General features: G+C 37.7%; 11 protein-coding genes. 3 read left to right on the top strand and 8 right to left on the bottom strand.

The genetic code is table 11. The features are described from left to right. Nucleotides 1-105 precede the first annotated feature (105 nt). The gene (locus ACPF64_RS10125; protein ID WP_426453025.1) at nt 106-633 is read right to left on the bottom strand and encodes a hypothetical protein; all 528 of its coding nucleotides are present in this window, start codon (nt 631-633) and stop codon (nt 106-108) included. A 757-nt stretch (nt 634-1,390) separates the two neighbouring features. Here ACPF64_RS10125 and ACPF64_RS10120 point away from each other — a divergent pair. Beyond that, nucleotides 1,391-2,017 carry a glutathione S-transferase family protein gene (locus ACPF64_RS10120; protein WP_426453023.1) on the top strand — a complete coding sequence of 209 codons (627 nt, stop codon included), beginning with the start codon at nt 1,391-1,393 and terminating at the stop codon, nt 2,015-2,017. Between the two features lie 14 nt (nt 2,018-2,031). On the opposite strand, the gene ACPF64_RS10115 is transcribed toward ACPF64_RS10120, so the two are convergent. The 5 genes from ACPF64_RS10115 to ACPF64_RS10095 form a co-directional block, all read right to left on the bottom strand. Then, nucleotides 2,032-2,811 carry a Rossmann-like and DUF2520 domain-containing protein gene (locus tag ACPF64_RS10115; protein ID WP_426453021.1) on the bottom strand — a complete coding sequence of 260 codons (780 nt, stop codon included), beginning with the start codon at nt 2,809-2,811 and terminating at the stop codon, nt 2,032-2,034. 103 nt (nt 2,812-2,914) lie between these two features. Beyond that, nucleotides 2,915-4,336: an OmpA family protein gene (locus tag ACPF64_RS10110; protein WP_426453019.1), complete on the bottom strand. Its 1,422-nt coding sequence runs from the start codon at nt 4,334-4,336 to the stop codon at nt 2,915-2,917. Between the two features lie 213 nt (nt 4,337-4,549). Beyond that, nucleotides 4,550-5,785 (bottom strand): dihydroorotase, encoded by a 1,236-nt coding sequence (locus ACPF64_RS10105; RefSeq protein ID WP_426453017.1) that lies wholly within the window; start codon nt 5,783-5,785, stop codon nt 4,550-4,552. Nucleotides 5,786-5,797: 12 nt separating this feature from the next. After that, complete coding sequence (locus ACPF64_RS10100) at nt 5,798-6,814, bottom strand: aspartate carbamoyltransferase catalytic subunit (RefSeq protein WP_003652674.1); 1,017 nt, start codon at nt 6,812-6,814, stop codon at nt 5,798-5,800. A 124-nt stretch (nt 6,815-6,938) separates the two neighbouring features. Then, on the bottom strand, nt 6,939-7,283 hold the full coding sequence (locus ACPF64_RS10095; RefSeq protein ID WP_426453014.1) for a hypothetical protein: 345 nt from the start codon (nt 7,281-7,283) through the stop codon (nt 6,939-6,941). A 239-nt stretch (nt 7,284-7,522) separates the two neighbouring features. On the opposite strand from ACPF64_RS10095, the gene rlmKL reads away from it, so the two are divergent. Then, nucleotides 7,523-9,733 (top strand): bifunctional 23S rRNA (guanine(2069)-N(7))-methyltransferase RlmK/23S rRNA (guanine(2445)-N(2))-methyltransferase RlmL, encoded by a 2,211-nt coding sequence (gene rlmKL / locus ACPF64_RS10090; RefSeq protein WP_426453012.1) that lies wholly within the window; start codon nt 7,523-7,525, stop codon nt 9,731-9,733. An 18-nt stretch (nt 9,734-9,751) separates the two neighbouring features. On the opposite strand, the gene ACPF64_RS10085 is transcribed toward rlmKL, so the two are convergent. After that, on the bottom strand, nt 9,752-10,168 hold the full coding sequence (locus tag ACPF64_RS10085) for a hypothetical protein (RefSeq protein WP_426453010.1): 417 nt from the start codon (nt 10,166-10,168) through the stop codon (nt 9,752-9,754). Between the two features lie 269 nt (nt 10,169-10,437). Here ACPF64_RS10085 and ACPF64_RS10080 point away from each other — a divergent pair, with 269 nt between their 5' ends. Continuing rightward, nucleotides 10,438-10,917, top strand: coding sequence for a CinA family protein (locus tag ACPF64_RS10080; RefSeq protein WP_426453008.1), 480 nt, complete (start codon nt 10,438-10,440; stop codon nt 10,915-10,917). A gap of 65 nt (nt 10,918-10,982) precedes the next feature. Here the strand turns inward: ACPF64_RS10080 and clpB are convergent, their stop codons facing one another. Next, entirely contained in the window at nt 10,983-13,562 is a 2,580-nt protein-coding gene (gene clpB / locus ACPF64_RS10075; RefSeq protein WP_017389110.1) for an ATP-dependent chaperone ClpB, read from the bottom strand. Between the last annotated feature and the right edge of the window lie 152 nt (nt 13,563-13,714).

Below are 13,714 nucleotides of genomic sequence, written 5' to 3'. Positions count from 1 at the left end.
CTTCACCTTTCACAATTAATCAAAACTTTAAAACTAATATAAAGACAATAATTCATATTTTTAATATAAACAATATCACATATTATTATTTAGCCTAATCCAACTTCAATTAACACTCAATCTTTCTACAGGAAGGTAAACATTAAAATAAACCCTTCCACATTCATCAATAGGATGTGCCTGAGATTCAATATAAACTTCTTTAGGTGGCATATATTTCATGTCCTTAATAAATGTATTAATTTTATATCTATAATAAGAAACAATTAAATAATAGTTAGTTATTTTTTGCTTAGAAAGATGCTTAACCTCCTTATTATTAATTAAATTATCATAATTAATAATACTACAGCAGTTATATGGATAAAAGTTTTGCAGATTGGCATCACCACCTGACGAAAGTGTTAATAAAAAACTATTTTTATTATTAAGTTGCTGATAAAGATTTTTATTATTTACATCAATATTGTCTCGTATTTTTGAAAATCCTGTTAAAACTACAACACTACCATGAGAAATACCATCTAATACCAAATCCTCATCAAGTATTTTATTTCCTCTTTTTCCTACAGTAACTTTAGAATTAATTGTATTATATGGATTTTCAATTTGACTTTTAAAAGCATTTTGCAAATCATCAAGATTACGAATATTTTTTTTAAAACAAATAGATTATAAGTAGCATTATCACTTTTTTCATTATCATCTACTTTATCTTTCGATTTTTTAAAAATGATATCATCCTTATAACTCTGAAAATAACTTGTCATCGCTCTTTCATACAATTGATTTGTATTAAAACTTTTCGCTTGCAAACAAAAATTTTTCTCTATTTTTCTTTGTTCATAATTTTTTACAATAAAATAGCCACCCCAAATTAAAAGTAAAATTAAGGATAGTCCTAGAAAAATATACTTTGTATAGATATTCTTAACCACAAGAAGAAGAAATTTAAAAATTAACCATAAGATTAAAAAAAATCCAAAAAAAATTGAAAGCCCCATTAATAATAAATTAAACATATAAAATATTTTTCTCTATCTAATACTATTTTAAATTCTCATACAAAACAGTGTAATTTAAGTTGGAGAAAATGACTCGCCGACTTGGCATGCTTGGATTACGCCATTCCCAATGATCTTCTCTTGATCAATAACCGTAAAATTAAGATACATTCAGAATTTATATTTTCATTTTCAATACATTATTTTAACACCAACTATACAAAACTGTCTGTACATTTTCCATCTTAACAGAATAGATAATATGAAAAAATTAAGCTTCTATAGCCATTATATTTCTCTGATCTTTTTTATTATTAAATCTTAAATAACTAAAGAATTTGTATTACATTCAATTTACTTAATCTCACGAAAAGTCAGAAAACAACATGTTAAAAATTTTAGGGCGTGATAACTCAATTAATGTTCGTAAAGTCTTATGGCTCTGTGAAGAATTAAATCTTGAATATGAAAGAGAAGATTGGGGAAGAGGCGTTCGTTCTGCCCAATCTCCTGAATTTTTAGAATTAAACCCAAATGGGCAAATTCCTGTTGTTTTAGATGGCGATTTAGTCCTTTGGCAATCCAATAGTATTATCCGTTATCTAGCAAATGCTTATGATAAAGAGCACCTGATTTACCCTACTCAAGCAAAAGAAAGATTTTTTGTAGACCAGTGGCTTGATTGGCAAGCGATCGAATTGAATAACAGTTGGACTTATACCATTATGTCTCTGCTGAGACATTCACCAGATCATCAAGACCCAAACTTATTACAACAAGGAATTGATAACTGGAATCGTCATATGCAGATTCTTGATCAACAACTTGCAAAAACTCAAGCCTATGTTGCAGGTTCACAATTTAGCTTAGCCGATATTCCAATTGGCCTGTCTGTACAACGCTGGAAGGCCACTCCTTTTGTCCATCCAACACTTAAGCACGTCGACCAATATTTTGAACGTTTAAATCAACGTGCGGGCTTCTTAAAATGGGGAAATAACGGTGAACCTTGATTTTTAAACAAACATTAAGCCGAGTGATGGCGTTTTAAGATGCCATCACTTAAAAGTTGATATATGTCTTTTAAATCATCTCGTTCTGCTTGAGCTAATAGGTTTTGATGCATTGCTAAGATATTTTGATCCCCTCGCATTGCAGGCCCTGTTTGCATTTGCATTGGATCATTTTCAGTGGCTTTTTTTGCTGTTTCCACAATTAATGGATAAAGCAAACTAAAGTCCACCTGCTCTGCATCCACTATCTGCTTTGCCATATCAAAACAATAATTACTAAAATTACAGGCAAATACGGCTGCTAGATGTAAAGTTAGACGCTGCTTTGAGGTATATTGATATACTCGTTTGCTTAGGCTATTTGCCAAATCTAAAAGTAGTTTCTGATCGACATCTGCTACTGCTTCAACAAACAACGGCGTTACAGTCCAGTCAACATCTCTTTCAAGGCTAAATGTTTGTAATGGATAAAACACCCCTGCTTTATCATGCACATGACTGATGACTTCAATATCTGTACTACCCGAGGTGTGAACCATAAGAGTTTCAGGAAATAATTCATGAACCTGTTTTACAAGCTCTGCAATTGCACTATCCGAAACTGCCAGAATAATTAAATCAACTGGCTGAAATTGCTGTAAAGACTGACATGCTTTAGCTTGAATTTTCTCTGCAAATTTTTGGGTTTTATCAAAATCACGTGCATAGACTTGTACGATGTTATGACCTTGAGCCAATAAAGCCTGTGCCAAATGAAAGGCAACTCGTCCACTTCCTATCAAACTGATTTTCATATTAACCCAACAATATTTATCTCTATAAAAAAAGCTTCTCAAAATGAGAAGCTTTTTTCAAATCAAAATGAATAAAATCAATAATTTTTCATAAATTATTTCATTATTGAGCTACTGAGAACTCGATGCGACGGTTTTTGAAACGTCCTTCATCAGTTGTATTTTCAGCAACTGGTTGATCAGAACCATGGCCTTGTGCAACTAATTTAGAAGCATCTACACCTTTAGATGTTAAATAGTCTACTACAGCTTGAGCACGGCGTTGAGACAAAGCTTTATTTGAAGCTGCATTACCAGTTGAGTCTGTATGGCCGCCAACATTTAATTTCACTCCAGACACTTTATTTAAAAGTGTTACAGCTTGATCAAGAATAGCTTTGTTATCCGCAGGGATTTCACTTGAACCACTCGCAAAATTAATAATTTGCAAATTGAGTGCTTTCACCAAAGCGTTGACATCGACATTGTTCGGGTCAATTGAGCCTAGAGCAGTTTGCGAAGCACTTAAGCTATTGCTCACAGATTGTTCAGCTGTTACTGGCGCTGCGGCTACAACCTCAGTATGTGGTACCAATGCTTTTACTTTTGCAGTTAAAGCTTCTAATGCTGCTGCATCAGCTGCTTTCAAAGTAATTTTATCACCCACCCACTCTAAAGATGCATTTGGTACGCCTTTTAATGCACCAAGCACACCAGCAAGTGCATCTTTGTCTGTAAATGAAGCTGCATAAGTTTGGCTTGTATCCACATTACAATCTTGAGTTGTCGAAAAAACCTTTTTAACGTTTGTTTGTAGAGTTGCCAAGAAGCCTTGGTCGCCAATCCCAGCCTGACACTGACTCACTGCTCCTTTATCATCTGTACTTAAAGTTAAACTAGCTGGTGCAGCAGCGGCTTCAACACCACTTGCAGCCGATGGTTCTGGTGCTGGTACAGCTTCTTTATGCTGACAAGAACGCCATAACCACGCAATGATAAGACCGAGAATAATTAGAGCAATAATGGGCAAAAATCCACGAGACTTACCTGTTTTTTCACTGGCTGCAGCTAATGGTGGAGCTGTTGAAGTTGAGTGTGGAACCGAAGATAAACCTGCTCCAATACCTAAAGGCGCCAATAGACCCACTGCCCATGCTGGTAAATATGAACGAATAGTATCTGCATGCTGGCGCAAGTAATTCACAATACTTTGCTGGTCATTTCCAGCAACATCTGAAATTGCAGTAAGACTCGGTTTAATTGCACTGTTAAGTGTGCTTTCAATTTCATTATTTGGTGCTGTGCCGCTTAAATGAGTAAGCACAGTATTCTTGATTTGATCATTATGAGAAAAAAGATCGGATAACGATGGAGCCAGACTATTTTTCAATTGTCCAATAAGATCAGGTTTAGCAGCTAATAATGAAAGTAAAATTGGATAAAACTTAGATAAAGCATTCGATTTTTCGCCTAGGTATCCATCCTGTTCATCTAATAATATTGAAGATACTTTTTCTTTAAGCAATTCTATAGGGTTTATCGACATTGGTTATTCTCCCGAATTTATACGTCGTAACCAGCAACTTTTGATTATTCAAATAGTTCTTCTTTGCTGATAGTTTTTTATTCTAATCTGCCTAGAATCTTTTATTGTTTTTTATATAATTTATATACAATTTTCCATCTAGTATTTACAAAACAGGTAGATCTTATTGATCTACCTGTTTATATTTTAAATTTACTTTAACTAAGTACTTTATCAGTTAGCAAAAGTTTCAAGCACTTTACCCGTTAGGTTTTGACCCAGTAATGGGGTATTTTTCCCTTGCGATAAAATTGTGTCTTTGCTTACTGTCCAACTAAAAGCAGGATCTATCAATACCCATCCTGCTTCATTTTCCCAACGCGCGGTCATATTCGCAACCTGCGCTGGCACGCTGGTTACTTTAGCAACCCATTCTAGAGGTTCGAATAAACCTTCATTAATCAGTTGAATCCCTAACGACACATAGGTATCAAAAGCTGTAATGCCCGGCTGAGTTTCAGCAAATGGCGCCATTTTTGCCGAACTGCTTAAAGGCTCATGGTGCGTACAAATTGCATCAATTACGCCCTCTTTTAAGCCTTGACGTAAAATTTCTTTATCTTGCTCAGAACGCAATGGTGGGCGAACGTGTGCAAGTGAATTGAAACCGTCTGTTAAATGTTCAGTTAAATGTAACTGGTGCATTGCAACATCGGCAGTCACAGGTAAGCCTTTTGCTTTTGCTGCACGAATTAGCTCAACCGATGCACCACAAGACAACAAACCAAAGTGAGCTTTTACGCCAGTTGCTTCAATCATAAGCAAATATTTTGCAATCGCTACAGTTTCAGCAAGTGCCGGAATCATCGGCAGACCTTGGCGAGAAGCAATAAAGCCTTCGTGTGTACATCCATCTTTAGCAATCTGTGGTTCTTCAGCATAGAACACAACCGTTAAGCCAAGACCCGCTGCATATTCCAAAGTACGAATAACCACATCATCATTTTCAAAAGCGGCGTTGGCATTTGAAACAGCAGTACAACCACCCTTTTTAAGACCGGCCATATTTGCAGGTTGTTTACCATTTAGACCTTGGGTTTGAGCACCGATAATATGCATGTGAATGCCGCCATCAAGCCATGCCTTTTCAATCAAGCCATGAATAAGCGCGCCGTTGTCTTGTACAATCGGTTTTGAATCTGGCGGAGTAATCACATGCAAAATACCATTAGCACGTGCCGCCTTCCCTTCAGATTTAAGTGTCCCATGTTGCTGTTGACCAGGCTCACGTAAACGCGCGCACAAATCAACCATGGTTGGCATTAACCATTTGCCTTGACCATCAATGGTTTGTTCAACTTGCTCTACTGGAGCAACCAGCTTGCCATTTTGAATATATACAGTTTGTACGTTGTCTGTTTTCTGGATTGGGTCTAACACACGTACATTTTCAATTTTTACAATACTCATGTGATCCATTCCTTACAACGTAATCGCTTCAATTAAGCCTTGTTCTTGGAGTTGGCCTTGCATTGACAACGCCAACACAGCCATACGAACTGCAATACCGTTGGTTACTTGTTTCAGAATAACCGACTGGTCTCCATCCGCCACACTTGAGTCAATTTCTACACCACGATTCATTGGCCCCGGATGCATCACGATGCAATCAGGTTTAGCCAAACCAAGACGCTCTTTGTTTAAGCCATACATTCTGTAAAATTCAGACTGTGAAGATAATGCTGGAGAGTCAATACGCTCATTTTGAATACGTAGAGCAATAATCACATCACAGTCTGCGATCCCAGCATCCATGTTATTAAACAAGCGGACATGCTCGCCATATTCTGAAAAGCCCACTGGTAATAATGTATTCGGTGCAATCACACGAATATCTTTACATCCTAGTGTTTGTAATGCTGCAACATCCGAACGTGCTACACGAGAGTGTTTAATGTCACCAATAATGGCAACACTCAACTCTTCAAACGGTTTCTTTGTTTCACGGCGAATGGTAAGCATATCGAGCATCGCTTGCGTTGGATGGGCATGACGTCCATCTCCTGCATTAATAATTGCGACCTTTGGACACACATCTTTAGCAATGAAATGTGCAGCGCCCGAAGATGAATGGCGTACAACAAAAATATCAGCAGCCATTGCTTCAAGGTTCCAGAGCGTATCTCGTAGCGTTTCACCTTTTGATGTACTTGAACGTGCAATATCAATATTCAGTACATTTGCAGACAAACGTTTTGCTGCTGCTTCAAAAGTAGTGCGAGTACGGGTGGAATTTTCAAAGAAAAGATTCATAACCGTCAATCCCTCTAAGAGCGGACGGTTAATTAAATTATTATTATCATCTAAAAAGCTTTGTGCGGTATCTAAAATCTTAGTGAGGTTTTCTTTTGAAAGTCCCTCAATCGTTAAAAAATGTTTTAAATTTCCGTCTTGATTGAGCTGAACCTGGCTCGGTTGATGCAACGCTGCAATATGCATAATGGATTCCTATGGGTCGAATCGCGAAAACGTGCATAGTGTAGCTGAATTCCGCTCTTTTCGCAGAAGAACTTTACAGAATAAGGCCCTAAATTGACCAGAAAATTTAGGACCGTGATCTGGACTATCTCAATGCACCTATATAATGATGTGGAACTTGTGCCCGATAAATGTCTTCGGCGGTGATTTCTGAATCTTCATCGACTTTAACATCAGCAAGTTTTTCTTTTTGAGAAGGCTCTGGCAGTGTGTCAACCAACGATCTTAATCGCTCAACGCATCGTTTTAATTCGTCATCCTCTGTTTCTAACGCTACCGTAATTACATATTTTGCATAATCTTTATTTTGAATCACGTACATTGCATCTATTACCCGCCCAGTCACCCTACGCATACGTACATATATTTGTGTAGCCACAGAGAAAGCATCTGCATTAGTGGTAAAACCATTCCCGATCATGTCTTTCATTTATAACGTCCCCATCCATTAAAATTATAAAAATGGTTAAAAACCGACTATGTCTGTTAAATAAATAACCATCGATAGTATTGATCTAGCAAAATACATACCAATTTCAAGGTATTACTCATTAAAAATCAGTTTATTGGTTGCAAAATGATAGGTTGCAATAATTTAAAAACCTTTAGACATCAAAATACGTTAAACTTTGCATCGTTAATATTTATATGTTTTGGTCAATCGAGTTTATGAATACCTCTTTACGTTTAAACCACTATTGGATTACTTGTGCTGATGGTTTAGAACCCCTCTTACAAGAAGAAATAGAACAACTTGGCACCAAAGTGACAGAACGTAAAGCAGGACGTTTAATCATTGAAGGGACGCTTGAACAAGCTTACCGCATCTGTATGTGGTCTCGTCTCGCTTCTCGTGTTTTACTTCCTATTCATACTTATGAACTTGAATTTACGCATGATGCACGTGATGTAGCAGAAGAGCTCTATGAAGGCGCGATGAGCTTTGATTGGTCACTTATTTTTGCACCACAAAGTACTTTCGCAATCCGCTTACATGCCGAACGTGAAATCATGGTCAATTCGCAATTTGCCACACTGCGTGTAAAAGATGGCGTTGTTGATTCCTTTATGGAAGCTGTAGGTCGTCGCCCTAGCATTGACACCAAACAACCAGAAATTACGATATATGCTTTGGCAGGTAAAACTGAACATACCTACTGTCTAGATTTATCAGGTGATTCGCTCCATAAACGTGGCTACCGTCGTTTTATGACGGATGCACCAATTAAAGAAAACCTTGCTGCGGCAATTTTACAAAAAGCTCAGCTCAAACAGCGTAATCCAGAGATTGTGCTTGACCCAATGTGTGGTTCAGGCACATTCATCATTGAAGCTTTAATGATTTTAACTGACCGTGCACCAGGACTTGTTCGCCGTTTTGGATTTAATGGCTGGCATGGTCATGATCGCGACCTTTGGCTTTCACTTAAAGCAGAGGCAGCAGAACGCCACGAAAAAGCACTTGAATTACCTTTACCTAAATTTTATGCCTACGATGCAGACTGGGAAGCAATTAAAGCAACCCGTGAAAATATTATTGCGGCAGGCTTTGAAAATTTATTAGGTCAGATTCAAATCGAAGAGCGTACTTTAGCTGACTGGCCAGATTTTGCTGCTGAAGGTAAAACTGCATTTATTGTGACTAACCCACCTTATGGTGAACGTTTAGGTGAAAAAGCTTCAAACCGTTCTCTATATCTAGGTTTATCAGCACTTTTACAAAAACATTTCCCAAATCAATATGCAGCAATTATTGCAGCTCAAATTGAACAATCCGATGTTTTAGCATTTGAAGCACCTGAAACTTTACGTTTAATGAATGGTAAGTTGCCAATTTATATTCGTTTCGGTGTAATCAAACCAGAAAAAGTGAGTCAGCCATTTTTAGCGACTTGGCAAGCCCAACCTATTGAAATGGAAGAAGCACAAGACTTCGCTAACCGTTTGCAAAAAAATATGACAGCCCTGAAAAAATGGGCAACTAAAGAAAATATTTATTGCTTACGTTTATATGATGCCGACTTACCTGACTTTAATGTCGCTGTTGACTTATATGGTGACCGTTTACACGTTCAGGAATACGCTCCACCAAAAACAATCGATCCAGAAAAAGCTAAAAAACGTTTTAATTTAGCGCTTGCTGCAATTCGTGCTGTTACTGGTTTAAACCGCGATGCCATCTTTATTAAGACACGTGCACGCCAAACTGGTACAACTCAATATACGAAACAAAGTACAGCTTCAAAACGTTTTATCGTGCAAGAAGGTAAAGCTAAAATTTTGGTTAACCTGACTGATTACCTTGATACAGGTTTATTCCTTGACCACCGTCAAATGCGTTTACGTATTGCTCAAGAAGCACGTGGTAAACACTTCTTGAACTTATATAGTTATACGTCTACTGCAAGCTTACATGCTGCACTTGGCGGTGCTGCAAGTACGACAAGTGTAGATTTATCTAACACTTACTTAAACTGGTCAAAAGAAAACTTCGTTTTAAATGGCTTAACTGTAGATCATGCAGATGAACAACACATGTTCTTTGCCAGCGACTGTTTTGAGTGGTTGAAAGAAGGTCATGAACAATACGATCTTATTTTTATTGACCCACCAACATTCTCAAACTCAAAAAAATTCTATGGGACATTCGATGTACAACGTGACCATATCTCACTGATCAAACGTGCAATGAACCGTTTGCACAGTGAAGGCACGCTCTATTTCTCGAATAACTATCGTGGTTTTGAAATGGACGAAGAAATTGAAGCTATTTTTCAGGTTGAAGAAATCACTTCTGAAACAATTGGCCTTGATTTTAAACGTAATCAAAAAATCCACCGTGCGTGGAAAATTCAGCACCCTGCTCTAGATCAATATTAATGAAACTAGAGGTTATTATTACTTCACGGTAATAATAACCTCGCCATGAACATTTTTTGACTCAAAATCATATTTGGTAAATCGGTCTGCTCTTTCCGGTAGCGCAATCATTTCTAACCTCTTCTTTTCTTTACTATCAACAACACGATTTTGTTTTTGTTCTTGATAAGGGGAAAGTACGCTAGTTCTAAGCGCACCCCATCGAACTTGCTGTAAATAGTTATCTCCTAACGCCTGACGTACTTGTTGTTGTTCTATCGCAGGTTTTTTTGCATCGTCCTGAGCTTTTGCAATAATGACGGGTAAAGACGTAGTTATCGCTCCTGTTTGGGTTGCAAGCGCACTTTCTGACATTGGTTGAGCTGCCCATGTATTTGATAATAATACAGATACACCGCTCAAAATTCCCAGCATATACCCTTGTTTATTGTTCATTTCATTCATCCTAAAATTGTTATTGTTTGTTATATCGAACAAAATTAACAATTTTTTAAGCATGTCGCAATGTTATAAACAAACTTCCCGACAATTAACATTGATCATTTTAAAACCTGAATTTTTTCACGAGTATTTTGTGAATATTCCAGTAGTTTTATAGATTGTTATCTCAGACTTGAACCACATCCTTAAATCACTTACTGTGATTTTATAATTTATCTGTAAATTGATTTTATTTATAAATAAACACCATTCGAGGTGAAATAATGCTTCAGCACTGCTGCCAAATATTAGAAACTCGTCAACTCAAAATTGCCTTTATTGAGAGTGCCAGTTCGGGTTATTTAACTAGCCAATTTTCCATTCATAAAAATAGCGGTGCAGACATTTTACTTGGTGGTTTAGTGAGTTATGACCCTAGCATTAAAGTTAGTATTTTAAATATCGACTCAAAGTTAATAGAAACCTACACAGCAGAGTCACCACAAGTTACTGAGGAAATGTGCAAACTGGGTCAACAGTTATTTCCACAAGCCGATCTTATTGTAAGTTGTACTGGTCTATTAAAATCTGGAGGAAGTGAAACCGCAGAAAAACCTGTAGGTACTTTTTTCATTTGCATTTCTTATCAAGAGCGTATTTATCATTACCACTATTTTTTATCTGGCCACCCTGAACAAAAATTAAAAACATTAACTCAGAAAGTTTCAGATGCCTTAGTTGCTTTACTCACATCAACAACATAAACAGCTTCACCATAAAAAAAGAGAATATGTTTCCATATTCTCTTTTCGGTTTTAGCAGAAAAAGCTTAGCTGAGTTTCATTTTATCGAAGACTAAGTGCCCATTTTCACCTTTAACTAAAATGGTATCACCTGCGACAAAATCACCCGACAAGATTTTTTGAGCTAATGTGTTTTCAATCTGTTGTTGAATCGCACGTTTTAATGGGCGCGCGCCATATACAGGGTCGAAACCAGCATCAATCAATAAATCAAAAGCAGTATCATCTACCGTTAAACTCATATCACGATCAACAAGTCGTGAACGTAATCGATCCAACTGAATATCGGCAATGCCTCGAATTTGTGCTTTCTTGAGTGAATGGAAAATCACAAGCTCATCAATCCGGTTAATAAATTCCGGACGGAAATGCTGACTTACCGCATTCATTACAATGGTACGCACTTCATCGTCAGTTGCCCCCTCACCTAGCTCACGTACATCTTGTGAACCCAAGTTCGATGTCATGACAATAACCGTGTTTTTAAAGTCGACTACTCGGCCTTGTGAGTCTGTTAAGCGTCCGTCATCCAACACTTGTAGCAGGATATTGAATACATCAGGATGGGCTTTTTCAACCTCATCAAACAACACCACACTATATGGTTTACGGCGAACAGCTTCAGTTAAAACACCGCCTTCTTCATAACCCACATAACCCGGAGGTGCACCCACCAAACGGCTAACCGAATGTTTCTCCATGAATTCACTCATGTCGATACGAATCATGGCGTCATCACTGTCAAACAAGAAGTTCGCCAGTGCTTTTGTTAACTCGGTTTTACCAACACCTGTTGGACCCAAGAATAAGAATGAACCACTTGGACGATTCGGATCAGATAACCCTGCGCGTGAACGACGAACTGCATTCGAAACGGCTACAACGGCTTCATCTTGCCCTACAACGCGGTCATGTAAAAAACCTTCCATATTGAGTAGTTTTTCACGCTCGCCTTGCAGCATTTTAGCAACTGGAATTCCTGTTGCTGCACTCACGACTTCAGCAATTTCATTTTCAGTTACTTTAGTACGAATAAGTTTTGGCTCTTCGTTCTCTTCTGCAACTTCATCTTGCTCAAGTTGTTTTTGAAGCTCTGGAATTACACCATACTGTAACCGCGCTGCTTCAGCCAAATCACCCTCACGCTGAGCCTTTTCAAAAGCAATACGCGCTTTATCAAGTTCAACCTGAGCTTGTTTAGTGCCTTCTACAAGAGTCTTCTCAGATTTCCAGATTTCTTCAAGATCGTTGTATTCTTTCTCGACTTCAGCAATCTGTTTTTCAAGGTGAGCGACTTCGGCTTTACTGCCTACATCTTCATCTTTTTTTACAGCTTCCAATTGCATTTTCAACTGGATTAAACGACGGTCGAGCTTATCAAGTGCTTCTGGTTTAGAGTCAATTTCCATCTTAATACGAGAAGCAGCTTCATCAATCAAGTCAATTGCTTTGTCTGGTAATTGACGATCTGTAATATAGCGATGAGACATTTTTGCCGCTGCAATAATCGCCGAGTCTAAAATTTGCACACCATGGTGAGTGGCATATTTCTCTTTTAGACCACGCAAAATCGCAATGGTATCTTCAACACTTGGCTCATCAACCAATACTTTTTGGAAGCGACGTTCTAAAGCTGCATCTTTTTCAATATATTGGCGATACTCATCTAAGGTTGTTGCACCCACACAGCGCAACTCACCGCGCGCCAATGCAGGTTTTAACATGTTCCCTGCATCCATTGCGCCATCACCCTTACCTGCGCCTACAAGCGTATGTAGTTCGTCAATAAACAGGATGATTTCGCCTTCGTGTTTAGCCAAATCTTTTAAAACAGCTTTTAAACGTTCTTCAAACTCGCCACGATATTTAGCACCAGCCAGTAATGAACCTAAATCTAATGATAAAACTCGTTTGCTTTTTAAACCTTCTGGTACTTCACCATTTACAATACGCTGCGCCAAACCTTCAACAATAGCGGTTTTACCAACACCCGGCTCACCAATGAGTACAGGGTTGTTTTTTGTACGACGTGATAAGACCTGAATAGTACGGCGGATTTCATCATCACGCCCAATAACCGGATCAAGTTTTCCCGCTAAAGCACGCTCAGTTAAATCAATCGTATATTTATTAAGTGAGTCACGTTGATCTTCGTGATTATTACTCATGACTTTGTCACTACCTCGAATATGTTCAATAACTTTACGTAAGCTGTCGGGAGTTACACCTACGGCACTTAAAATATTTTTAGTTTCGCCTGTCTCTGCTAGGCCTAATAGGACCCAGTCAGTTGACAAAAATTCATCGCCTGCTTTTTGCGCATATCTATCTGCCAGATTAAGCGCTTTAACGGCTTCAGGGTTTAAATTGACATCTCCAGTCGGATTAGCAATGGTCGGAGCATCTTTTATAGCTTGCTCAAGCTTTTGTTTAAGTTCAGGTAACCGTGCACCTGCTTGTTGCAACAAACTAATATTTGATGGCTCTTCTAATAGGGTAGACAAAATATGAATACCTGCGATCGCGGTATGGTCTTTACCCATCGCTAAAGATTGAGCATCCGAAAGGGCTTGCTGCAAGCGGTTTGTAAATTTTTCAAAACGCATTCTTGTTATTCCTCACAACAAATTTGTACTTGTCTAATAAATGGGAACACTTTTTCGGATTTCAAATAAATTTTTATATATTTTTCATAATGTTATTAAAACAACAATGAGTAAAACTCCATTATAATATGGGTTTATGAATGATCTATTTC

Source organism: Acinetobacter sp. KB005 (assembly GCF_049949095.1).
Lineage (GTDB): Bacteria > Pseudomonadota > Gammaproteobacteria > Pseudomonadales > Moraxellaceae > Acinetobacter > Acinetobacter calcoaceticus.
This window is presented reverse-complemented; position numbering and strand designations above follow the sequence as displayed.